The organism is Campylobacter sp. RKI_CA19_01128, assembly GCF_025771175.1.
Classification (GTDB): domain Bacteria; phylum Campylobacterota; class Campylobacteria; order Campylobacterales; family Campylobacteraceae; genus Campylobacter_D.
The window spans coordinates 1-25,015 of the sequence record NZ_JAKMPU010000010.1; the positions used below are offsets into that span (position 1 = coordinate 1).

Below are 25,015 nucleotides of genomic sequence, written 5' to 3' on the forward strand. Positions count from 1 at the left end.
CTGAGCTAACGAGACAATCAAAAAACGAAATTATGCCAAAAGAATATTCTTTTGTCAAGATATAATATAAAATTTTGAGCATATTTTTTTATATACTCAAAATTTAGGCTAAGTCTAAAGATACTTTTCCGTTTTTGATTTCTGCAACTTTAACTTTAATTTCATGTCCCACTTCTAACTTTTCTTTAATCTTGGAATTATGTAATAAACCATCCACGCCTTCTTTAAGTTCTACAAAAACTCCAAATTCTACAACCTTTTGAACTCGTCCTAGAAATTCTTCACCGATATCAAATTTAGGCATTTCCTTTTTGTCACGCTTTTTGTTAGAACCTTTAGAGTGAAGTAAATTTAATATATACTCTTTACTTTGAGAAATCAAATCATGATCAATTCCTGCTATTTTAACCTCACCTTTATCTCTATCTAAATCAATATTAACTTCAAATTTTTCAATAATTTCTTTAATGGTTTTACCGCCTTGACCTATAATATCAGGAATTTTATTTGGGTCTACATTAAAAATTTCAATCTTTGGCAAAATAGCTTCATTAACAACTATGTTTTGATTAGCCTCTTCCATTAATTGCAAAATGTGCTCCCTAGCTTCTTTTGCTTGATATAAAGCCTCTTTTAAAACCTGTTGCTCTATACCACCAAGTTTTATATCCATCTGCAAAGCAGTGATTCCATCATAGCTTCCTGCTACTTTAAAATCCATATCTCCATCATGATCTTCAAGCCCCATGATATCGGTTAAAATAGCATATTTTTCATCTTCAAAAACAAGCCCCATCGCCACACCTGCTACTAGTTTTTCACTTTTTACCCCTGCAGCTCTTAAAGCCAATGCACCACCACAAACAGTAGCCATAGAACTAGAACCATTGCTTTCTAAAATTTCAGAAACCAAACGAATTGTATGAACATAATCTGTATCAACACTAGGATACAAAGCTCTTTTTGCTAAATTTCCATGGCCTAGCTCTCTTCTGCCAGGAGCTTTTATAGGGCTAGCTTCGCCCACCGAAAAACCTGGAAAATTATAATTAACCATAAATTTTTCACAAATTGGGTTTTTTTCTGTAAGCATATCTGACATTTGCGCATCATTATCATTTCCCAAGGTGGCCACAACTAAGGCTTGGGTTTGCCCTCTAGTAAAAAGACAAGATCCATGTGCACTTGGTAAAATATTTGTTTCTATGTCTATTTTTCTAACATCCTTTAAACCTCTACCATCTGCTCTTTTATTTTCATTAATAATTTGGTTTCTAATAAGTTCTCTTTTGCATGCATGTAAAGCTTTTTCAATATCTTCAAATTTCCATTCGTTTTCAATAGCTATAGATTCACTTTCAATCTCTTTTGCTATTTGTAAAATTTCACTTGCCCTTTCACTTTTTGCCATTTGATTAATAGCAATTTTGAGTTTTGTTATATAAGTATTTTTTATATAGTCAATAATTTGAATATTATCTGACTCTATTTTAAACTCAAGTTTAGAATTTTTTCTATAAGCAGCAAATGCTTTTTCATATTCATTGGAACCACGCAAGATTGCACTACTTGCAAAATCTAAAGCCTTTAAAGTATCATCTTCGCTAAGTTCATTCATACGGTGTTTATCATCTTGCTTGTTTGCCAAAGCTCTCATTTCTATCATTAAAAGCTCATCTTTAACGCCTGCTACATAAAGATCTAAAGTGCTATTTTTTAACTCGCTATTGCTTGGATTTAAAACAAAATCATTATTTATACGACCTATTCTTACACCACAAACAGGTGCTTTAATAGGGATATCACTTAAATACAAAGCAACGCTTGCAGCGTTTAAACTCATCACTTGCAAATCTACTTCAGGATCAGCAGAAAGAACCATTACAACAATTTGAGTTGGATATGCATATCCTTTTGGAAAAAGAGGTCTTAAACTTCTATCTATAATCCTAGCGCTTAATGTTTCATTGTCGCCTGGCTTAGTTTCTCTTTTTACATAACCTCCTGGAATTTTACCTGCTGCATAAGCTTTTTCTATATATTGTACTGTAAGAGGCAAAAAATCCTCTTCTACCATTTTTTCTTCTCTGGCTACAGTTGCCAAAACCACTGCATTTTTTTCTTGCATTAAAACTGCACCTGCTGCTTGTTTTGCCACTTTATCGGTATCAAATATTTCAAGGTGATTATTGATATTTATTTCATGTCGCATGATTTTCCTTTAAATTTTTATCATAGGCAAAACCAAATAAGCTTTTTAAATTTTAAAAACTAAAACTTAAAAAGCCTGTTTTTATTTTGCCTATAAATTTATATCTAAACAACTTATTGCTCAGATATAAATTTATTTTTTTAAAGGTAAATAATACCTACTTTCTTCTAAAATATCTAAAATTTCGTGAGCTTGCAAAATCGTTTTATTTTTAAAATAAAACTCAATATCTACAAAATGATCAATTTTTTGCACGCAATAAACCTCATCTGCAAAAACACTAATATAATCATATACATCACTTGGCATTAAAGCGGTGGCATAAATAATACTACTAACCTCTTCTTTTAACAAACTTTTTATACATGAAGAAGCAGTAATCCCACTCTCACACCCCTCATGCAACATTAAAATATTTTTTCCTTTTAAATCTTTTAAAAGATTACCTTTTCTATAACGATATACATTCTTTAAAATTTTTTCTTCATAAGTTCTATTTGCCTCACCATAAATATAATCTAAGCTTATATCAAAAGCCTTAACTAAGGCTTCATTGTAAACCAATTCTTTTGTTTCGCTAATCATAGCTATTTGACATTCATCATTATTAGGAGCTTTGATTTGCTCTGTAAATAAAAAATCATAGGGTATTTCTAATTTTTTTGCCAATACATCAACAAAAACTATAGATTTTAAAGAAGGAGTAATAATAATATAATCTTTTAATTTATTTAGTGGAAGTAAATCATATAATCTTTCAAGCGCATCTTTTTCATCTTCAAAAAACATTATATAGACCTTTCATTTTCTTCCAGAGAAAAATCATAAGATACACCGCCCAAAGGATAAAAATTAAACATAAAATACACACCACTTTGATCTTTAGCGCTAATCCCACCACTAGTAAGTTTAGGTGAAATATCCTTACGATACATCAAAGAATAATTCCAACACTTTCTTTGATAAGTATAACCTATCTCCCATTTTTCAGGATCTTTATTCAAATCAAACCACAAACCACCAAATATTTGATAGTTGGTATTTATATCATACTGAGCTTTAGTTCCTAAAAAATTATATTTTTCTTTTTCATATATTCTATAAGCATGATTTAAACTAACTTTCCACTCACCATAATCAAATAAGGCCTCACTAAATACTTTATCAAAGCGATTATCTACTCCTGAATATTCTGCCTCATTTCTTAAACTTATATAATCATTATAAAAATATTCCACAACATTATCAAAACCACCAAAACTACCTTCTTTGGTAAAATACTTAGCCTTTAAACTATGGTATAGCTTTTTTTTGCCTAAAGCACTATAAAAATACTGATACATCGAAAAATTAAACTGCCCAGGATCATCTTTTAATTCTATAAAATCTTCGGTAATTTTACCTGATTTGGCTCCAGGTATAAAATAATTAGCACCTAAATATAAAGTGTGATAAAAATTTTCATAAGGTTTAGAAAGATCTGTATATAAAGAAAAATTATGTGAATTTCTAAACAAATGCTCTTGATTTTTAATATCTGTATTAGAATAATCTACAAAATTTGCATAAACTCTTTCTGTAAAGGCAAAATTTAAAAAATCATCCAAAAAACTTGTATGATAAATTAAAGGCAAATCAAAATCTAAAGTTTTAGCATAAATACCCGTATGTCTATAATATCTATGAAAAGAAGCATCTAAACTATACTGTATATAGTTATCAAAAAAACCATTTAAATATCTATGATATTGAAAAGATGGATATTCTTGCATGGTATCTTTGTTGCTAATTTTAGAAGTGTCTATATAATACTTCGCATAAGCACCATAATAATTATCATCATCAGATAAGAAATAATTTATTTTTGAGGTAACCAAAGAAGCTTCAGTTTTTGCGCTAGAGCTTAAGTTCATATAATCTACATCATTTAAATAAGTAGCATCAATCCATAAGCCTTCTTGAAATTCATCACTCAAAAGGCTCTTGAATAAAGCTTCACTTGAATATTTAATCTCTAAACCATAATGTTCTTTATTTTTTAAATTTTCTTCTTTTTTGTAGCTTGATTTTTCTCCAAAAATACCACCGCTAATTTCACCTTGAGAATAAGGACTATCAATAAATCTTAAAGTTGAGTATAATCCATAGCCTCTTTTTGTCCTAATTTGAGGTTCAAATTGAATATCTGCATTATCATCAATAACATAATAGATTGGTTGGTTATAATATAACCCCTCGCTTTGTTTTAAAACCACCTGAGGAATTAACAAACCACTTTTCCTTTTAGTGTCTACACTAAAGCCAAAATACGGCAAATACATTACAGGGGTATTTTTTACATACAATCTTGCATTATAAAGATGTAAAAAATTACTCTCTTTATTTAATTTACCCTCATCAAAACGAATTTCCCAATCAGGATTTTCAACATTGCAACTAGAAACAACCGACTTTTTAGTTACAACAAACTTATCATTTAAATCTGCTTGATGACATTGCAACCAAACCTCTAAATCGTTATTTGAAAAAAATAAATTTTTAAAAGCTGTTGTGTTATCTTTAAGATTAATTTTAGTATAAGTAGAATTGGTTCTTTCTTTTTGCCCTCGTAAGATATTTACATCACCAAACAATTCTAAATCTTTAGTTGTTTCATTAAATTTAGCCTCGCTTGCGGTTATTAAATACAAATCAGAAACTACAACCACATTGTTTTTTGCTTCTATAATATCATTTGTTTTTACAACATCTAAAGCATAAATGTCTACCTTAGAAGCATACAAACTCCCTACGCAAGCTAAAGAAAGCAATATTTTACGCAAGATCTGTCACCACTGTTTTGGCTGCATAATCATGCCAAGTTTTCAAAACAATATTACTCAAAGCCCAAGCAAATCCTAAACCATACAACATATCACTAATTTGTCTTACACCTGCTCTTAGAGCGCTTTGAGTAAAATTTGGTTTATCTAGCAATTCTTGATCAATCACCATGATCTTCAAAAGCATTTTTCCTAAAGTTGCGCCATATAAATAAGTAAATAAACTATGGTATGCAAACTGTAAAATCAAAATCCCACCAGCAAAACGCATTAAAAGATTATGAATTTCTTCATAAGTTTGCATAGAATTAATTTTATCAAGCAAAATAATACTTACGATGCCCAAAATTACAAAACTATCAACAACATAAGCTAAAAATCTTTTTTTAAAACTTGCTATTTTTATTTCTTCTTTTTCTAGCTTATCAAATAATTCTTGATTGGTGCTCATTTAAGAACCTGAAAGGCAATATCTTTTCTGTATTGTTTTCCTTTAAAATGGACATTTTCACAAAGCATATAAGCGTTTTTTTGAGCCTCTTCAATGCTTTTGCCAGTTCCCACACAAACCAACACGCGACCACCGCTGGCATATAATTTATCATCTTCTAAATTCACACCAGCATAAGAAATATGAGAATTTTGTGGAATATCGCCTATCTCAATCAAAGCTTTTGGTGAGTCCTTGTAAGGATAATTTTTACTTGCACAAACCACACCCACAGCAAATTCATTTTTAATTTTTATATGAGTATTAGCAAGATTTTTATTCACACATGCTAAAAATAAATCCAAAGGATTTTCTATCAAAGGCATCAAAACCTCACATTCAGGATCACCAAAACGCACATTATACTCTAAAACATAAGGTTTATTATTTACAACCATCAAGCCTATAAACAACACTCCAACAAATTCAGCACCTTCTTCTTTCATGCCTTTAAGAGTTGGCGCCACTATATCTTTCTTCACTTGCTCTAACAAATTCTCACTTGCTAAAGTACTTGGAGCATAAGCCCCCATGCCACCCGTATTAGGCCCTTTATCATTATCTAATAATCTTTTATGATCTTGCGCTGCAGGCAACAATATAAAATCATTTCCATCGCAAACTGCAAATACGCTTAATTCAAAACCATCAAGATATTCTTCAATCACAACAATTTTTCCAGCTTCCCCAAAGCTTTCTCCACTTAGCATATTTTTAGTAGCTTCTAAAGCTTCTTCATGGCTTTGCGCGATAATCACCCCTTTACCTGCGCATAAGCCATCTGCTTTTACAACAATAGGAGGTGTTAAAGATGTGATAAATTTCTTAGCTTTTTCATAATCAGTTGTGTTTAAAAATTTAGCTGTTTTGATTTTATATTTTTTTAAAAAACTCTTCATAAAAGATTTTGAAGCTTCCAACATAGCAGCAGCTTTAGTAGGCCCAAAAATAGCAATATTGTTTTCTTTAAAAAGATCTACTATACCCTCTGCTAAAAAATTCTCACTCCCAACTATGCAAAGATCAATCTCAGTTGCTTTTGCATAAGCTGTAATCACCTTAGGATCTTTCATATTAAGATTTGTTCCTATTTTAGCAGTAGCACCATTTCCTGGAGCAAAATAAAATTCTACATTATCATTTGTTTTTTGAAGAGCCAAAGCGATAGAATACTCCCTAGCACCGCTTCCTAGTATTAAAATTTTCATTATTTTCCTTAAAAATATTACAAAAACCCAAATGGCCGGAGTATAAGTGTCTGACCCTCAAAAAGTCAAAGTATGCCATTAGGTGATTTTTAAAGGCTGCAGCTTCTCGCTTTTTTCAAAACTCAAACGAAGTCACAGAACACGGTAAATCACACATCACAGCTTATAATTAATGTGTTGGATCCTCTTTAATACCATATCGAACCATTTAGGCAGTATAATTATAACTAACAAAACTTAAAAATAGCGTTTAAAAGGTTTTTATAAAATCTTAAATTTTGTCTTAGAATCTTTCTTTAAAAAATATTTTCCTTCCAAAATAACATCAGCAACAGGCGCCCATATAGTCTTTTCATCGACATAAACTATATCAAATTCAGTATTTTTCATTAACCCTTGGTAATTTACTTTCTTAGGTGCATGCTTAACTACATAATAAGGATTCATTGCAAAAATTTGAATCTTCATATTAACATATAAATCAGGATTAGAAGTTACAACTAGGAAATTCTTTTCACATTCTTTTTTTACTTTCTTTACATATGAAAACAACAATTGATCATTTGGGTTTAAAGCATGTTTGTTTAGTCTGTTTAAATAAAGCTCAGCAAAAGAAAGCGTACAAAAAGAAATTTCACTTGCTGTTTTAAAATAAGAGTTTTTAATGCTTGTTGATTTTAAAGATTTTTTCCAAATTTCTATATCTAGTTTTGTTGCACATATATTTAAACCCTGCTTAATCTTTTCAAAAAGCTTTTCTCTTGCCATATTAAAACTATTACTAAAAATAGTAAAATTTTTTTCATAAAAAGATTTTTTTATCAACTCTAGTCTTTCTACGCTTTTAGTAAAATAATCAGCTTCATTTTTTAATTCTATTAGTTTTTGTTTTTTACCTTGTATCATTTCTTCTAGTTCATGGTGTTTTTTTCCACCTTCTGCTTCTAATCTTGCTTGTTTTGATTTTATATCTGTTATTAAAGTACTCATTTGACGATCAAGCGCTAATTTTCTATTTTTTCTATTATCGATCGAAGCTAAAAGCGCTTGGTAATGACACTGATGAGATAAAAAAACCTCTTCATATAAGCGTTCCATATTGATATGCTTTTGCTTGTCTTTCATATCTTTATATGACATTTCAAGGTGCACTATGATATTTTTCATTGCAGAAAAATCAGCTTGATTGATAGTATTATCCGAAAATAATAAAGTATCTAAAGCCTTATATAAAAAACGCTTCATAGCAAAAAAATCAATAATATATGGTACCTCATCTGTGTTAATGTCTTTTACTGCATTAATTGACAAAGTTTCATTATAAAAATATCTTTGAATGGCTTGTGGGATAGTTAAATTTAATGTGATTTTATCAAGATTATCATAATCTGTTTCTCTATAAAGTTCTTGAACATAAGCATCGCGTCTTGTCAGTCTTAAATCTTCTAATTCATCATCACTATCTGTTTTCCAGAAATCTCTTTCTTTGATAAAATCACCATCTGTAAATTCTTGAAATTTAGAAGGACGTAAATCGGTAATATGCTTTCCATCGGATCTAAATTCAACAAACATACCAACCGTTGGCATACTTCTTTTATCATGCCATGCGTGTTTATTAAATTCAAAAAATGTTTTTGCTAGATTGATTACTGTTCCTCTTCCAGTAGCATCCACATAAACCATTATTTTTCCGTGCATATCCAAATCCTTGATTTAAAGAAAAATTCAATTCTTATTTTAACTTTGTTTTCATAAATTTACAATTATATTTTAAAATTTCACAAAATAAACGTCTTTAGGTATTTTATTTATGTTTTTATATCAATATTTTAAAAACCCAAAACAAACAGGTGCGTTTTGCGCAAGCTCTAAAAAATTAAGTAAACTCATAACTTCTCATGTCCAACATGCAAAAAATATCGTTGAAATAGGGCCTGGTACAGGAAGTTTTACAAAGTATATCCTCAAACAAAAAAGCCATAATGCAAGTTTTTTTGCCGTAGAAATCAATCCTCAAATGGCAAAAAAATTAAAGCAAAAGATAAAAAATATAGATATAGAAGTCAACTCAGCAGAATTTTTACCAAATATGCTAGAAAAAAGAGCGATCAATAGTGTAGATTTAATTATCTCAGGAATTCCTTGGGCTTTATTAAATTCCAAAGAACAAGATTTATTGCTAAAATCCATTCATAATGCTTTAGAGGAAAATGGTTGTTTTGCAACATTTGCTTATATACTCCCAACACCAAAAGGGAGAGCTTTTAAGAAAAAACTTTTTGCCACTTTTAGCAAGGTAGAAATTTCACCTATCATTTGGCAAAATCTTCCCCCTGCTTTTGTTTATTTTTGCACTAAATAATCATTCCCATTCAATCGTTGCTGGTGGCTTGCTAGAAATATCATACACTACGCGATTGATTCCTTCTACTTCATTAATAATACGGCGTGAAATATTTTCTAATAATTCATAAGGTAAATGAGAAAAAGTTGCAGTCATACCATCGCTTGCATTAACAACACGCACGCAAACTGCATTATCATAGGTTCTATTATCACCCATTACACCAACACTTTGCACATTTAAAAGCACACAAAAAGCTTGCCATGTCTTATCATACCAGCCACTGCTTTTTAATTCTTCAATCAAAATAACATCTGCTTTTCTTAAAAGCTCCAAACTAGGCTCATTTACCTCACCCATTATACGTATAGCAAGGCCTGGTCCTGGGAAAGGGTGACGATAAACTACATCTTTACTTAAGCCAAGCTCCATTCCCAAAGCTCTTACCTCATCTTTAAAAATTTCCTTTAATGGCTCGATGAGTTTTAAATTCATCTTTTCAGGTAAACCACCCACATTATGATGAGATTTTATAGTCTTGCTAGCTCCTACAACCGAACTTTCGATAATATCAGTATACAAAGTCCCCTGTGCTAGATATTTTACATCTTTATGTTTTTTAGCTTCTTCTTCAAAAACTTCTATGAAAGTATTTCCTATGATTTTTCTCTTTTGTTCAGGATCTCTTACCCCTGCTAAACGACTTAAGAAAATCTCTCTAGCATCAATACTGATTAAATCAATGCCTAAGGTGTGTCTAAACATATACTCAACTTGTTCTTTTTCACCACTTCTTAAAAGACCATTATCAACAAAAACAACTACTACTTGATCTTTTATCGCACTTGCTAACAATGCAGCCACCACGCTACTATCAACTCCACCACTTACTGCACAAAGTACTTTATCATTTCCTACTTCTTCTTTGATTTTTTGTGCTTGAGTTTTTGCAAAAGATCCCATATTCCATACACTATCACAATTACATGCATACTTAGCAAAATTTTTCAAGATGCTTTTTCCAAATTCACTATGTTGCACTTCAGGGTGAAATTGTAAAGCAAAAAATTTACGCTTCTCATCTCCAAATACACAAAATGGACTATTTTCACTAGTCGCTAAAACCTCAAAACCTTGTGGCAAATTCTCAACCTTATCAGAATGGCTCATCCATACCGTTTGCTTTTTAGGTAAATTTTTAAACAAATCACTATCATTTTGAATATCTATAGTTGCTTTACCATATTCTTTATGACCTGCTGGGGCAACATTTGCTCCAAAATGATGTGCCATAAGTTGCATACCATAGCATATTCCTAAAACTGGTATATTTAAATCAAAAATACCCTTATCACAAAAATAAGCATCATTTGCATATACACTAGCTGGCCCACCACTTAAAATAATACCCTTAGGCTCTTTAGCTTTGATCTCATCTAAACTTACGTTAAAAGGTAAAATTTCTGCATACACACCTTGCTCTCTTAATCTTCTAGCAATGAGTTGTGTGTATTGTGAACCAAAGTCCAAAACTAAAATATCTGCTTTTTTCATCTAACTCCTTTACAAATTTAACAATTGAAATTGTACATACCAAACTATAATAGATATTATATAACCAACCAAAATCGTCCATGCGTATTTTAAATGAGCATTAAAAGTATAAATTCCTTTCATTTTACCCATTACTCCCACTCCAGCAGCTGAACCAAAGCTGATCAAAGACCCCCCTATTCCTGCTGTAAGAGTTACCAAAAGCCATTGAGTATCATCCATGCTTGGATTTGCCTTTAATACCGCACTCATAACCGGAACATTATCTACAATAGCAGATAAAAATCCTACTCCTATATTAATACTAGTAGCTCCAAATTTTGCATAAAGATCAGAAGCATAAGCAAGCCAACCAACAAAATGCAAGGCACCCACAGCAGATAAAATACCAAAGAAAAATAATAAAGTATCCATCTCAATACGCGTCATATAATGAAAAATATTTAAATCTTTTTTGCCTTGTTTTCTGTTGAAAAAATACATATACAAACTAAGCAATGAAAGGCCAAAAATCATACCCCACATTGCAGGTAAATCACAAATACTATGAATAAATACCGCCAAAGCTATAGTTAAAAAACCAAGCACAATAAAAACTTTACCACCTGGTTTAATCTCGACTTTTTCTAAATTATCTTTGTGAAAATTTGGCTTAATATTAGGCACATAACGTGACAATAAATAAGCTGTAAGCAACCAACCAATAAAAGAAGCAGGAAAAAGAGCGAAAAATTCAAAAAACGTGGCTTTTTTTGCTGTCCAAACCATCAAAGTAGTAATATCACCAAAAGGCGACCAAGCTCCACCAGCATTAGCTGCTACTACAATATTTATAGCACCTGGAATTAAAAATTCTTTATTATGTTTATCTATAGTTAAAAGCACAGTGGATAAAATCAAAGCAGTTGTAAGATTATCTGCAATTGGAGAGATAAAAAAAGCTAAAATACCTGTTAGCCAAAATAATTTTCTATAAGTATAACCCTTGCTTACAAGTTTGTATTTTAAAGTTTCAAAAACCGATCTTTCTATCAAGGCTTCTATAAAAGTCATAGCAGCTATTAAGAAAAACACAATTTGTGCAATTTCTAAAATAAGATGATTTACACTTTCTTCAAGTATTTGTGTGTCTAAATCATTCATTACCATATATATACCAATGATAATAAAAGAAAAGGTTCCTATAAATAAAGCAGGCTTAGTTTTATTGATATGATATTTCTCTTCTGCTGCGATAAAATAATAACCCAATATAAAAATTATTAAAATACCTATACCTAAAGCACTAAAAGCTAAATTTAGCTCATGTGTTTGACTAGCTAACAAAAAACTAACACCAAAACAAAGTAAAAAAAGTATTTTATTCATATTTCACTCTCCAAAGATTGGAATTTTTTTATTTCCTTTACACTACCATTATTATCTTTTATCTCATAAAATGGAGCATCCTTATAGCCACATGCATTTAGAAATATTAATAAAAAAAATGTTAAAATAATTAAATGAAAATTAAAACGAGTCATTACATCATCAACGAGCTTGCTGATTTTAAACATTATAAACCTTTAAAAATATTTTTTCAATATAAAGAGTTTTTAAATTTATTTAATCACAATCACCAACAAATGATTACTAAACTCTTTATAAAAAATAATACTTTGATTATTTTAGTTAAGCACCACATTGCATATATGGAATTAAATCACGATAATACCAAAAAAATGATTAAAAGTCTCATAAAAAACTATACTTTAGCTAGGCCAATGAGTAATTTTGCAAAGGTGAAAAACATAAAAATACTCAGTGATCAAAACTTTACTTCTAAAAACAAAACTTTTAATGAACATAAAAAAGCTCACTTAGAGCTTTCTAATGGAAATTTTAAAAATCATTTTGAAAATCCTATTTTATATGATAAATTTGAAGAACTGCGAAAGCTTATAAAAAATGCTTGAAAATGAACTCAAAACCTTGCCAAATTTACCTGGTGTGTATCAGTATTTTGATATTCAAGGTAAGCTTTTATATGTAGGTAAAGCCAAGAATTTAAAAAACCGCGTTAGAAGTTATTTTAACTTCACTCCAAATCTTTGCCCAAATCCTAACAATAGCTTGAGAATTCAAAAAATGATTAGCCAAACACATCATTTAGAATTTATCACTACAAAAAGTGAGGCTGATGCTTTAATATTAGAAAATTCTTTCATAAAACAACTTCATCCAAAATATAATATATTATTAAGAGATGATAAAACCTACCCTTATATTTATATAGATTTAAATGAAGATTTTCCAAGATTTGAAATTACAAGAAAAATTATCAAAAAAAACAAAATAAAATATTTTGGTCCATTTTTTAAAGGAGCAAAAGAGCTTTTAAATGCTTTGTATTTATCATTTGAACTAAGACAAAAAAAATCTTGTAAGGAGCTTTGCCTTTTTTATCAAATCAAGCGTTGCAAAGGTCCATGTGAGCAAAAAATTTCTAAACAAGAATATGAAAAAATTATCCAAAAGGCAACTCAAGCTCTTTTAAACCCCTTATCTTTGACAAAAAATTTAGAAAATAAAATGTTTGAATATGCAAAAAATGAAAACTATGAAGAAGCAGCTACTATAAGAGATCAAATCAAAACAATAGAAGATTTAAGTGTAAAAATACAAATAGACCTTGCAAAATTAGAAGATTTTGATGTTTTTGCCATACACCATGAAGCAAATATACTCTCTATGGTGCGTTTTGTTATAAATAACGGCAAGATAATCAGTTCAAACCATAAAGTACTAATTCTAAATCATCAAGATGAATTTGACCTAAATGCAATATATAAACAATACATATTAGAAAATTATACCCAAGATAGTCCAATAAATTCAACCCGAATCTATACGCATGAAGAATTTGAAGACATGAACCTTTTGCAAAATTTACTTAGTGAAAGGTTTTCTAAAAAATTTCATCTTAAAACTCCAAAACTTGGCGAAAAAAAAGCCTTATGTGAACTTGCACTAGAAAATGCAAAAATAAACATACAAAAGCACTTAAAAAGCGATAATTATTTATTTTTAAAAGAATTAAAAGATTTTTTTAACCTACAAAATTATCCTAATTATATAGAAATTTTTGATAATTCTCATATGCAAGGTGAAGCGAATGTCGGTGCTTTGGTGGCTTATAAAGATGGACAATTTGACAAAAGTTCTTATAGACACTACCATTTATCCTATAAAAATGATTATGATCAAATGCTTCAAACTCTTAGCAAAAGAGCTTTGTCATTTGATAAAAATCCCCCACCTGATTTATGGTTAATTGATGGGGGAGATACTTTATTAAAGCTAGCCAATGATATCATAAAAAGCTCTGGGGCAAATGTAGATATTTTAGCAATTTCCAAAGAGAAAATAGATGCGAAAGCTTACAGGGCAAAAGGAAGTGCGAAAGATAAAATTTATACTCAAGAAGGCAAAATTCAACTTTCTACTGATGATAAAAAATTACAATTTTTGCAAAAATTACGTGATGAGGCACATCGCTTTGCAATTAGTTTTCATCAAAAAACAAAAAGAAAGCAAGATTTGCAAAGTTCTAGATTAATACAACTTGGAATTTCTCAAGGATATATTAAAAAATTTTTAGATTATTATGGTAGTTTTGATGAGATTAGCAAAGCTAGTTTTGATGAATTAAAATCACTTTCCAATGCAAAAATAGCTAAATTAATCAAGGAAAATTTATGATATTATTTATTAGTGTTTTGACTTTAATTTTATGTTTTTTAAATTATTATTTTTTATATCCTATGGATCAAAAATTATTCTTCATTTATACTTTTATAAGCATTTTGATTTTTATTATTGCCTGTATTTATATAATCTCAAAAAATCATAAAATCAAAAAAGACAAAACCTTGATTCAAGAAATAGAAAAATATTTTTCCTTACCAAAATCAAACTCTTTAGAAGAATTAAAAGAAAATTTAAAATTATCGTTTGATTTAATGGGTAAAAAACTGCATGAGCAAAAAAAGGAAAACCTACATCTAGAACAAAATTATCAATATCTTGCCCACGGCTTGAGCTATCTATATCTAGATAATTCTGCTTATATATTAAAACCTTTTATCAATGATTATAAACCTAACTTAGAACATAGACACTTTAAAAACATACATGCAGGTATTATCAATAATAACAAAAATGAAAATTTTCTATTGCAGTCTATTTTGCTTAAAATGGGTATTAGTAGTGAAATTTTATACAAACATAACCAAAAAGATGATAAAAATTATTCTTTTATCATTTCAAAGGAAAAAATAGATGATGTTTTAAATTTCACTTTTGAAGAAATTCATATTGAGGAGATTGTTGATTTTTTAAATACTCATTTTAAACAAGAGTGTTACATTGCAAGAGATTGTTATAATGTTTTAATTTTTAAATCTTCTTACTTTGAAAATGATCTTATTTTAAACATAACCAATCAATTTTGTTCACATAATCAAACCATAGATAATTTAAGCGACTTTAAAAAAGCATTACAATTTAAATTTAAATTAATTTTAGTAGACTATGAGGTTATAAAATTTGACCTAATGCATATTAGTCAAATTTTACAAGAGTACAAGATAAAAAATCCACAAATTGCAATTTTGCTTTTTTCTAAAAACAGAGTTAAAGATTGTAATTTTGCAAATTTAATCTTAAATGATATTAATAAAAGTGAATGGCTAGCATTGTTAAAACAATATATCAATCAAGCTTAGTTCTATGATTTATAGCTTTATGCAAAGATATAAAATCAACATTTTCCAAACTAACACCACTTGGAATACCTTGAGCTATTTGAGAAAAACTCAAATTTAAATCTTTTAATTTTTCTTCTATAAAAAAAACAATGGCATCAGAATTTAAGCCTTGTGTGAAAGCAAAAAATATTTCTGTGGTTTTATTATGCTCAATCATGCTTCTTAATTTTATAATATTTTCTTCACTTGTATCATCAAGTACAAAATAAAGCCCATCATAACTTCCACTATCTTCTAAAACCAAAACATCTTTAGAATCTTGAACTATACAAATAATGCTATGATTTCTTTCTATATTAGAACAAACTTCGCATAATTCATTTTCACTTAAAGCACCACATTGTGTGCATTTTTTTATCATTCTAATTGATTCTTCAATATGATAAGCAAGCTTAGAGCCTAATAAAGGATCTTTTATGCAAACATGATATGCAAGCCTTAAAGCAGACTTTTTCCCTATAGTAGGCAAAGCGGAAAAGGCAGATACTAGCTCGTTAAATTTTTCCAAACCTTTCAAATTATTTTAACCTTGAAAAAACAATTTTAAAAGTATGATAGCCATCTTCGTAGCTGTAGGTTAAATTATAACCGTGAAGATTGCAAATATTATTAATAATATAAAGTCCTAGTCCCATTCCCTCTACTTGGGTATTTTGTTCTCTCACAAAAGGTTTTAAATAATAATCAAAAGTTTTTTTAAGCTGCATCCCTTTATTTCTAACAATTATATAATCCCCAGAGCATATAATCTCACACGCTTTATCATCTGAATACTTAATAGCATTATCAATTAAATTTTTAAGCATTAAAGAAAAGAGTTCTAGATCAGCAATTATCATAGTATCTTCTTTATAGGATATTTTTACTTTTTGATAAAAATCATCCCTCATTAAATAATCTTCAGCCTGCTCTAAAATCAAACTCAAATGATAGGTTTGCAAATTAAGTTGACAATTTCTTGATAAGACTTTTTCGATTTTCCCAAATTCATCAATCAACAATTCCAGTCTTTCAAAAATCGCTACTAGACGATCTTTTTGCTTTTGATTATCTAACATTTCACAAACTATTCTACCTTTGCCAATAGGTGTTTTAAGCTCATGCATAATCATTCTTAAAAAAAACTGTCTTGATTTTACAAGCTCTTGAATTTTATTGATAGCATGGTCAAATTCAAAAGATATTTCTGAAATTTCATCATTAATCTGAGAGTATTCAGATAAAGGTTCAATTTTACCTGCACTAATATTTTTAATTTTCTTTTTTAGAATTTTTAAAGGCATTAAAGATCTTAATACTGAAAAATATAAAAATATAATCAAAATCAAACTAAAAAAGAAACTTAATAAAAATAAATATTCTAAACGCGTAGAAGCATTTAATTCATAAAGATGTTTTGTATTTAACCTTTCTACATAGAAAAAAATTTGATTATGGTAAATAATAGAAGAAAAACTTCCATATAAAGAATTAATCCTAAATACCTTTTCACCTTTTGCAATGATATGTTTTGCACTGCGATCATTTTCAACTAATTTAAAAGATTTAGAAAGAAGATACTCATGTATTGAAAAATCTTCTTTTCTTTCTAGGTTGTATATTATTTTTTCTACAATTTCTTTTTGCCTTCCTTGTTCGTTAGTTAAATAAGAATCAATCTGAACCTTTCCTAAAAGCACAAACAAGGCACAAACAAATAAAAAAGCTGTTGCAAAAAGAACGGTGATTTTAAGATTAATAGTTACTTTCATCCTATTAATTTATATCCTATTCCTCTAACTGAAAAAATATGTTTTGGCGCTTTTGAGCTATCACCAATTTTAGTTCTAAGTCTACCAATAATAACATCTAAGCTTTTAGAGTCTTTATCTTTTAAACTTTTACAGTGATACACAAGTTGTTCTCTGCTAACCGAAAAACCATGTTGTCTTATCATATAGCTTAAAATTTCATACTCAGCAGGAGTTAAAACCAAAACCTCATCATTATAACTTATCTCATGTCTTTTTTCATCAATTTTAAATGCTGAATTGATTATTTTCTCAGGAGTTTCATTGGTTCGTTTAGAACGACGAATCAAACTCATAATTCTTGCGTGCATTTCTTTTGGATCATATGGTTTTGGCAGGTAATCATCTGCACCTATTTGAAGTCCTACAATTTTATCACTCAAATCACTTCTAGCTGAAGAAATAATAATAGGAATACTATATTTTTCTCTTATTTCACGACAAACTTCAAGACCATCAAGTCCAGGTAAAGTTAAATCAAGAATTAAACAATCATAGTTTTTTATACCAGCACTCATTCCCAAATATGGATCTTCATAATTAGTAACTTTTATATTAAACTGGGCCAAATATTCTGCCAAAAACTCTGCAAAATCTGGATCATCTTCGATCATTAAAACATTAATCATCTCTACCCCTTTAGTGAAAATATGTTACGAACTTAACATTATAACACATAATTTAACTATTCATTTATTTTTTTGCTAAAATTACAATATTAATTTTTCAAGAGAGGAAAAAAGTGGAACTTAATTATTATGAAATACTAGAAATTTCCCAAACTTCAGATAAAGAAACCATAAAAAAAGCATACAGAAAGATGGCTTTAAAATATCATCCTGATAGAAATCAAGGAGACAAAGAAGCAGAAGAGAAATTTAAGCTTGTAAATGAAGCTTATGAGGTGCTTAGCAATGATGAAAAAAGAAGTATATATGATAGATACGGAAAAGAAGGGCTTAAAGGTCAAGCCGGTGGTTTTGGTGGTTTTGGAGATGTTGATTTAGGGGATATATTCTCGAGCTTTTTTGGAGATGGATTTGGTTTTGGCAGCTCAACACGTAAAAAAGAAAAAGGAAATAACTATCCTCAAGATTTAAAAATAACGACAAAAATTAGCTTTAAAGAAGCTGTTTTTGGCTGTAAAAAAAAGATCGATTTTACCTATAAAAGTTTTTGTAAATCATGCAAAGGAAGTGGTTCAGAAAATGGAAAATTAGATACTTGTCCTCATTGCGGAGGAAAAGGGCAAGTTGGTGTTAGACAAGGCTTTATGACCTTTGTGCAAAGCTGTGATCATTGTAAAGGTAGTGGTCAGATTATAAAAGATAAATGCAAAACATGTCATGGTAATGGCTATGAAGAAATAAAAGATCATATAGAACTTGATATACCAGAAGGTATAGACAGCGGTATGAGTCTTAGAGTACAAAATAAAGCAAATGAGCTTCCAAATTCTCCTCAAAGAGGTGATTTATATATCAAAATCATCGTAGAAGATGATGATAAATTTATCAGACATGATGATGATATCTATACCATAGTACCTGTATTTTTTACCCAAGCTGCTCTTGGAAAAACTATTAAAGTATCCACTATAAGAGGAGAGGCTGATCTTAAACTTCCAGTCGGTGCAAAAGATAAACAAAAATTCGAATTAGCCAACGAAGGTGTTAAAAATATTCACAATGGAAAATTAGGCTCACATATTGTACAAATTGAAATAAAATTTCCAAAAACGCTTACTGATGAACAAAAAAATCTACTATTGCAGCTTGAGAAAAGTTTTGGCTTAGCAGATGAAGAAGGCTTTATAGAACAAGAAAGTTTGTTTGATAAAATCAAATCTTGGTTTAGCCACTAAGGAAGTTTTAAAGCCATTTTCATGGCTTTAAAAATTTCTTCTGTTTTTTGACATTCTAAAAACAACTCAAGAGCAAAAACACCTTGCCATAAAAGCATTTGCGTGCCATCTTTTATTTTTAATCCATTTTCTCGTGCCAACTGTAAAAAAGATGTTTCTCTACTATAAATAACATCAAAAGCATACTTAGCTTTTTGAAAAATATTTTTTAAAATCCTTTCTTCACAAGGTAAACTTTCATCATGTAAACCCACACTAGTCGTATTTATTACCAAATCAAATTGTGTATTTAAATCAAGTTGATTATATAAAAAACATGGATAGCTAGCTAAATTTTCAAATCTAGCACTAGAACGATTTGCTACTGTAACTTCAATATATATAGATTTTAAAGCATATGCTAAAGCTTTAGCTGTACCTCCAGCACCCAAAATCAAAGCATTTTTGATAAAAGAAAAATCCTCAATTGCTTTTAAAAATCCTAGATAATCTGTATTATAAGCATAAATTTTATTATCCTTATTTAATAAAGTATTAGCAGAGCCTATATGTATAACACTTTCATCTTTAAAATCAGCTATTTCACAAGCTACTTCTTTAAAAGGTATGGTGATATTAGCACCATCTAACTTTTGAATAATCTCTTTTAGTTTTGCTTTATCTTTTAGATGATATCTTGTATAAACTGCGTCTTCTTTGAGTGTTTGCAAGGCATTATTATGCATTCTTGGAGATTTAGAATGCATAATAGGATCACCTATAACTGCAAAAGTTTTCATTTTACTCTAAATGTAAAAGCACCTTTTGCAATTTTAGAACGTACTTTTTCTAATTCGGTCTTTAATTCACTCTCTTTATAAGGTCCAACTAAAACTTTCGTTAGCTCTTTGCCATTTACTGTTGTTTTATAAATTTTATAATCATATCCATTTTCTTTAAGTATATTTAATTCTTTTGATTTAGGATCTAAACTATTTAAAGAAAAAACTTGAATATAAGCACCTGAAGGAAGTTGTGTTTGAACATTTGGTGTTTTGATACTTTCAAATAATTCATTTGTATTGCTTTGCTCTGGAGCTTTTGGTTTTTCAACTATATTATTTTTTGGTTTTTCAGAAGGTTTTTGAGTTGGTTTTTCTATAGATTTTTCCATAGGTTTAATCTCTTCTTGTTTTTCTTCCACCTTAGCTGGCTCTTCTTTTGGCTCTATTGTAGTAATTTGATCTAAAACACTATTACTTGGAACTTCTTGCTTTTCTTCTATGGTAGTATTTGTATCATTCAAAGAACTCTCTTCTTTTAATTTTCTAGCTAAAGCTTCAAATTCATCCTCTTCTTTAGCACTATCTGTAATAGGCAAAGAATTAAAATTATTTTTATAAGCAGCTTGCTCTTGTGGTTCTGATGGCATTTGTAATGTTTTTTCTTCACCTGGGTCATTAATTAGCTTCATTACTATCATAACAACTAAAAATACAATGATTAAAATAATCGATCTAAGTAAAATTTTTTTAAGTTTTTCGCTTTTATTGCTTTTTTGCAAAATTATATCATCAAATTCGTTTTTATTGTTTTCTTCCATTTTTCATCCTTTCAAAATTACATATGTTTAGACCAAGAAGCACCGCGTTCTTTTTGATAAACTTCATAAGGCAAGGTTAATATATTAAATTCTCTAGGTATATCCATACTAGGAAAAACCTTCCACTCTACTGGCATCTTTTGAGAAAAAAGCAAAGATAGTTTTGAGCCCAAAGAACAAGCCTCGTTAAAAGTTGTGTGTCCTTTATGAATATACAAATGTAAATGATTATTAGTTCTTGTTCTATAAGCAGTAAAATTAATAAAACCTTCTTCTCTTAAAACAAGCTGCGCTCTATGCCAAAAACGCTCCGCGTTAAAACCGTTATAATCAAATACAATATTTTCAACCTTATCAAAACTATTGATCAAAGAATGCGCCACAATTATCTTTTTTTCCATATGCTCTTGTATAACACTAGCGGTTAATGGGGCATTAACTTTTTCAAATTTATCAAAGAAAATTCTACCCTTGTATTCGTATTTATTTACTATAGTATCACGCTTTATATAATAATGGCTTGTAACCATTTTAATTAAAGCTAAATCCATTGTTGTAATCAAAATAAAGCCCTTTCATAAATAATAAAATTACTTGCTAAATCCTTCAGTTTAACCTTAATTTCCTCTTGTAATTTTGTATTTTGTATATCATCTAAAATATCAGCTATATAATTTGCAACAATAGTAATTTGCTCTTCTTTAAAACCTCTTGCTGTTAAAGCTGCTGTTCCAAGTCTTAAACCACTCGTTACAAAAGGACTTCTAGTTTCACCTGGAACAGTATTTTTATTAGCTGTAATACCTGCTCTTTCTAGCGCTAAATCTGCATCTTTACCACTAAATTCTTTATTTAAAAAGCTTAATAAAATCAAATGATTATCAGTACCACCGCTGACTAAATCATATTTTCTATCTATTAAAACTTGTGCCAAAGTAGCAGTATTTTTGATGATTTGCTTAGCATAAATTTTCCACTCATCACTTAAATTATATTTAAATCCAACGGCCTTAGCAGCAATTACATGCATTAATGGACCACCTTGAATGCCTGGAAAAATTGCAGAATTTATCTTTTTAGCAATTTCTTCATCATTACACATGATAATCCCACCCCTTGGACCCCTTAAAGTTTTATGTGTAGTAGAACTTACAACATGAGCATAAGGAAATGGACTAGGATGCTCACCCGCTACAACCAAGCCTGCAATATGTGCAATATCAGCAAACAAGTACGCGCCAACCTCATCTGCTATTTCTCTAAATTTGGCAAAATCAATCACTCTAGGATAGGCACTAGCACCACAAACAATAAGTTTTGGTTTAATCTCTTTTGCTATCTCTCTAACTTTATCATAATTAATTCTTCCATCAAGCTCAACTCCATAAAAAAAGCTTTCATAAACCTTTCCAGAAGAACTTACTTTAGAACCATGAGTTAGGTGTCCTCCATGGCTTAAATCCATACCCAAAATTCTATCACCTGGATTTAACAATGCCATATATACACCTTGATTTGCTTGTGAGCCTGAATTAGGTTGCACATTGGCAAAATTACAATTAAAAAGTTTTTTACATCTTTCTATAGCAATCGTTTCAATCTCATCAACAAATTCACATCCACCATAATATCTTTTACCAGGATAGCCTTCTGCATATTTATTTGTTAAAATACTTCCCATTACCTCCATAACTTCTGGTATGGTAAAATTTTCACTTGCTATCATTTCAAGACCATCACATTGTCTTGCTAACTCTTTTTGGGTTAAATCAAAAATTTCTTTATCAAATTTTTCCAACATTTACTCTCCTTTTATCTCATTTTTAAGTGGCCTCATGGCTGGGAAAAGCACTACATCACGAATTGATTTTTTATTAATTAAAAGCATAACCAATCTATCTATTCCTATACCTTGTCCTGCAGTTGGTGCCATAGCATAACCTAATGCATTAACAAAATCTTCATCCATTTCGCATGCTTCTTCATCACCTGCATTTTTTGCTTCAATTTGCTTTAAAAATCTCTCATATTGATCTAGAGGATCATTAAGCTCATTAAATCCATTAGCAATTTCTCTACCTGCGATAAACAACTCAAATCTTTCAGCAATATCTGCATCTTTATCACTTCTTCTAGATAAAGGACTTATAGAAATAGGAAAATCTATCACAAAAGTAGGATCAATCAATTTATCTTCAACATAATTATCAAAAAGTTCAGCTTGCAAATGACCTAGTTCCAATTTTTCATTGGCTTCGAATCCATCTTTTTTTAGTTTTTCTAAGATTAATTCTTTATTGTTAATAAGCTCATCTTCCAAACCGCCATATTTTTTTAATGCGTCTTTATAAGTAATTCTTTCAAATGGCTTAGAAAAATCAATTATTTTTTCATCAAATTCAAGTTTTTTATCTAATTTTAATTTATCTAAAAGCATAGCAAAAAGCTCTTCTGTTAAATCCATTAAATCATGATAATTATGATAAGCCCAATAAAACTCGATTGTAGTAAATTCGGGATTATGCGTTAAATCCATCCCTTCATTTCTAAAACATCTATTAATCTCATAAACCGCCTCAAAACCACCTACAATCAAACGTTTTAGATATAATTCTGGAGCAATTCTTAAAAATCTTTCCACACCTAAAGCATTGTGATAAGTTACAAAAGGCTTTGCATTTGCTCCCCCTGCAATAGGATGCATCATTGGTGTTTCAACTTCCAAAAATCCTTTGTTATCAAAAAAAGATCTAATATAAGAAACAATTTTAGAGCGCAAAATAAAATCTTTTCTTACCTCACTATTCATAATCATATCAAGATATCTTTTTCTATATCTTTGCTCAATATCTGTCAACCCATGATATTTTTCCGGTAAAGGCACTATAGCTTTTGTAGCTATTTGAATTTGTTCCACATGAAGACTGAATTCTCCTGTTTTTGTCATAAAAGGAAAACCTTTAACCAAAACAATATCCCCTACTTCAAGATATTTTTTTAAAATGGCAAAGTATTCTTCCCCTAAAATGTTTTGATTAAAGTAAATTTGTAAATTATCTTGTTCATCTTCTATATTAGCAAATACTGATTTACCAGCTATCCTAAGAAGCTTTAATCTTCCTGCTAATACTCCATGAGCATTTTCATCACGCTGATTTTCTATATCTTTAATATAGGTGAATTTAGCCTTATATTCACTTATACTCATTTCTTTTTTTAAAAAGTGTGGATAAGGGTTGATTCCTAGTTCTTTTAACTCTTGCGCTTTTTGAATTTTTTGTTGCTCTAAAATATTATCAAACATTAAATATACCTTTATTTTTTACTACATTGTGGACATAGGCCATAAAGTTGCATTAAATGTCCTGTTAGTTTAAAATTATATTCTTTTGCGATTAACATTTGTTGCTGTTCGATAATAGGATTTTCAAATTCTACAATCTCGCCACAACTTTTACAAATCAAATGATCATGGTGAGGTTTATTTGCAAGTTCAAATTTCTTCCCTGAAGCACCAAAAGATATAGAAGTAGCCATACCAGATTCTTCTAATAAATTTAAAGTTCTATAAACTGTTGCAATGCCTACATTTAATTCGGGATTTTTTTGCTTTATTTCTACGTATAGACTTTCTGGAGTATAATGCATATCGCTATTATATAAAGTTTTTAAAAGCACTTCTCTTTGTTTAGTATATTTTAAACCATTATCTTTAAGTGTTTTTTTAAAACGCTCAAGCAAAACATCATATTCAATATTTTCAATTTGCATTATTTACCTCCGAATTTAGACTTAAATTAGAATCTATAATTTGTTCTTGTATTTTATCTAAACCATTTTGAGTAAAATCAGTATTCATTATAAAATCACCTGTTTGTCTAAGTAAATCTAATGTATAGCTATTTTTAGCATATTTTTCTAAGCTTGCATTTAAAAATTCTATATTATTAATACAAGCCACTAAAATTGCAAAAATCAAAAATATTTTAGCACTACCAAATAAAAATCCACCTATACGATCTATAAAACCAAGACCACTCATACTAAAAATCTTTGATAATATATTTCCCAAAGCCATACAAGCTACCCAAATTACAATTAACAAAACCAAAAATCCCGCAAAAATCGCAAGATTTTCATTTTCAATTGCATAAAAATTATTATTAATAATTTCTGCTATTTCTTTAGCATATCTTGAAGCAAGTAAAACCCCGCCAACTATGCCTAATAAACCAAAAATTTCCTTAAATAAGCCACTTACCAAACCTTTTAAACCTAAAATCGCAGTTAAACCTAAAACAAATACATCAAACCAAGAAAAATTTTCCATCTATATTA

At 29.5% G+C, this 25,015-nt stretch carries 23 protein-coding genes; 5 read left to right on the forward strand and 18 right to left on the reverse strand.

The window, feature by feature from the left end:
- Positions 1-103: 103 nt before the first annotated feature.
- The 6 genes from L8U98_RS06695 to L8U98_RS06720 all read right to left on the reverse strand — a co-directional run bounded on the left by L8U98_RS06695 (position 104) and on the right by L8U98_RS06720 (position 8,433).
- Positions 104-2,212, reverse strand: coding sequence for a polyribonucleotide nucleotidyltransferase (locus L8U98_RS06695; protein WP_263725322.1), 2,109 nt, complete (start codon positions 2,210-2,212; stop codon positions 104-106).
- A 132-nt stretch (positions 2,213-2,344) separates the two neighbouring features.
- Positions 2,345-3,001 (reverse strand): phosphoribosyltransferase family protein, encoded by a 657-nt coding sequence (locus L8U98_RS06700; RefSeq protein ID WP_263683187.1) that lies wholly within the window; start codon positions 2,999-3,001, stop codon positions 2,345-2,347.
- Entirely contained in the window at positions 3,001-5,037 is a 2,037-nt protein-coding gene (locus L8U98_RS06705) for an LPS-assembly protein LptD (protein ID WP_263725344.1), read from the reverse strand. Before L8U98_RS06705 ends, L8U98_RS06700 begins: the two co-directional genes overlap by 1 nt.
- Complete coding sequence (locus L8U98_RS06710) at positions 5,027-5,485, reverse strand: RDD family protein (protein WP_263725323.1); 459 nt, start codon at positions 5,483-5,485, stop codon at positions 5,027-5,029. Before L8U98_RS06710 ends, L8U98_RS06705 begins: the two co-directional genes overlap by 11 nt.
- Positions 5,482-6,732, reverse strand: coding sequence for a phosphoribosylamine--glycine ligase (gene purD, locus L8U98_RS06715; protein ID WP_263725324.1), 1,251 nt, complete (start codon positions 6,730-6,732; stop codon positions 5,482-5,484). Before purD ends, L8U98_RS06710 begins: the two co-directional genes overlap by 4 nt.
- Positions 6,733-6,993: 261 nt before the next feature.
- Positions 6,994-8,433, reverse strand: a complete 1,440-nt coding sequence (locus L8U98_RS06720; protein ID WP_263664185.1) for a hypothetical protein — start codon at positions 8,431-8,433, stop codon at positions 6,994-6,996.
- Between the two features lie 112 nt (positions 8,434-8,545).
- Here L8U98_RS06720 and L8U98_RS06725 point away from each other — a divergent pair, with 112 nt between their 5' ends.
- The gene (locus L8U98_RS06725; RefSeq protein WP_263725325.1) at positions 8,546-9,097 is read left to right on the forward strand and encodes a class I SAM-dependent methyltransferase; all 552 of its coding nucleotides are present in this window, start codon (positions 8,546-8,548) and stop codon (positions 9,095-9,097) included.
- Here L8U98_RS06725 and guaA read toward each other — a convergent pair whose 3' ends face one another.
- Both guaA and nhaD read right to left on the reverse strand, forming a co-directional pair.
- The gene (gene guaA, locus L8U98_RS06730; protein ID WP_263702981.1) at positions 9,098-10,633 is read right to left on the reverse strand and encodes a glutamine-hydrolyzing GMP synthase; all 1,536 of its coding nucleotides are present in this window, start codon (positions 10,631-10,633) and stop codon (positions 9,098-9,100) included.
- Between the two features lie 9 nt (positions 10,634-10,642).
- Positions 10,643-12,001 (reverse strand): sodium:proton antiporter NhaD, encoded by a 1,359-nt coding sequence (gene nhaD / locus L8U98_RS06735; protein WP_263725326.1) that lies wholly within the window; start codon positions 11,999-12,001, stop codon positions 10,643-10,645.
- A gap of 134 nt (positions 12,002-12,135) precedes the next feature.
- Here nhaD and L8U98_RS06740 point away from each other — a divergent pair, with 134 nt between their 5' ends.
- From L8U98_RS06740 to L8U98_RS06750, 3 genes are read left to right on the forward strand one after another with little or no spacing between them, the layout of a single operon-like run.
- Entirely contained in the window at positions 12,136-12,588 is a 453-nt protein-coding gene (locus L8U98_RS06740; protein ID WP_263725327.1) for a hypothetical protein, read from the forward strand.
- Entirely contained in the window at positions 12,581-14,374 is a 1,794-nt protein-coding gene (gene uvrC, locus L8U98_RS06745; RefSeq protein WP_263725328.1) for an excinuclease ABC subunit UvrC, read from the forward strand. The genes L8U98_RS06740 and uvrC overlap by 8 nt, the downstream gene beginning before the upstream one ends.
- Positions 14,371-15,399 carry a hypothetical protein gene (locus L8U98_RS06750; RefSeq protein WP_263725329.1) on the forward strand — a complete coding sequence of 343 codons (1,029 nt, stop codon included), beginning with the start codon at positions 14,371-14,373 and terminating at the stop codon, positions 15,397-15,399. The genes uvrC and L8U98_RS06750 overlap by 4 nt, the downstream gene beginning before the upstream one ends.
- Here the strand turns inward: L8U98_RS06750 and recR are convergent.
- Genes recR through L8U98_RS06765 form a run of 3 tightly spaced genes read right to left on the reverse strand, consistent with a single transcriptional unit; the run spans position 15,386 to position 17,860 of the window.
- On the reverse strand, positions 15,386-15,958 hold the full coding sequence (recR, locus tag L8U98_RS06755) for a recombination mediator RecR (RefSeq protein ID WP_263679595.1): 573 nt from the start codon (positions 15,956-15,958) through the stop codon (positions 15,386-15,388). The genes L8U98_RS06750 and recR overlap by 14 nt on opposite strands.
- Before the next feature lies 1 nt (position 15,959).
- Positions 15,960-17,192, reverse strand: coding sequence for an ArsS family sensor histidine kinase (locus L8U98_RS06760; protein ID WP_263707213.1), 1,233 nt, complete (start codon positions 17,190-17,192; stop codon positions 15,960-15,962).
- Positions 17,189-17,860 carry a response regulator transcription factor gene (locus L8U98_RS06765; protein ID WP_012661225.1) on the reverse strand — a complete coding sequence of 224 codons (672 nt, stop codon included), beginning with the start codon at positions 17,858-17,860 and terminating at the stop codon, positions 17,189-17,191. Before L8U98_RS06765 ends, L8U98_RS06760 begins: the two co-directional genes overlap by 4 nt.
- A gap of 113 nt (positions 17,861-17,973) precedes the next feature.
- On the opposite strand from L8U98_RS06765, the gene dnaJ reads away from it, so the two are divergent.
- A complete protein-coding gene (dnaJ, locus tag L8U98_RS06770; RefSeq protein WP_263725330.1) occupies positions 17,974-19,095 on the forward strand; it encodes a molecular chaperone DnaJ in 1,122 nt (373 codons plus the stop codon).
- On the opposite strand, the gene L8U98_RS06775 is transcribed toward dnaJ, so the two are convergent.
- The 7 genes from L8U98_RS06775 to L8U98_RS06805 are packed head-to-tail and all read right to left on the reverse strand — an operon-like array spanning position 19,092 to position 25,007.
- Positions 19,092-19,874, reverse strand: a complete 783-nt coding sequence (locus L8U98_RS06775; protein ID WP_263725331.1) for a shikimate dehydrogenase — start codon at positions 19,872-19,874, stop codon at positions 19,092-19,094. The genes dnaJ and L8U98_RS06775 overlap by 4 nt on opposite strands.
- A complete protein-coding gene (locus L8U98_RS06780) occupies positions 19,871-20,677 on the reverse strand; it encodes an SPOR domain-containing protein (RefSeq protein ID WP_263725332.1) in 807 nt (268 codons plus the stop codon). The genes L8U98_RS06775 and L8U98_RS06780 overlap by 4 nt, the downstream gene beginning before the upstream one ends.
- A gap of 17 nt (positions 20,678-20,694) precedes the next feature.
- The gene (locus tag L8U98_RS06785) at positions 20,695-21,240 is read right to left on the reverse strand and encodes a DUF1882 domain-containing protein (protein WP_012661221.1); all 546 of its coding nucleotides are present in this window, start codon (positions 21,238-21,240) and stop codon (positions 20,695-20,697) included.
- On the reverse strand, positions 21,237-22,478 hold the full coding sequence (locus tag L8U98_RS06790) for a serine hydroxymethyltransferase (RefSeq protein ID WP_263725333.1): 1,242 nt from the start codon (positions 22,476-22,478) through the stop codon (positions 21,237-21,239). The genes L8U98_RS06785 and L8U98_RS06790 overlap by 4 nt, the downstream gene beginning before the upstream one ends.
- Positions 22,479-23,981: a lysine--tRNA ligase gene (gene lysS, locus L8U98_RS06795; RefSeq protein ID WP_263679600.1), complete on the reverse strand. Its 1,503-nt coding sequence runs from the start codon at positions 23,979-23,981 to the stop codon at positions 22,479-22,481.
- Positions 23,982-23,992: 11 nt separating this feature from the next.
- The gene (locus L8U98_RS06800; protein ID WP_039617809.1) at positions 23,993-24,448 is read right to left on the reverse strand and encodes a Fur family transcriptional regulator; all 456 of its coding nucleotides are present in this window, start codon (positions 24,446-24,448) and stop codon (positions 23,993-23,995) included.
- On the reverse strand, positions 24,438-25,007 hold the full coding sequence (locus L8U98_RS06805) for a CvpA family protein (protein ID WP_263702968.1): 570 nt from the start codon (positions 25,005-25,007) through the stop codon (positions 24,438-24,440). Before L8U98_RS06805 ends, L8U98_RS06800 begins: the two co-directional genes overlap by 11 nt.
- Positions 25,008-25,015: the final 8 nt, after the last annotated feature.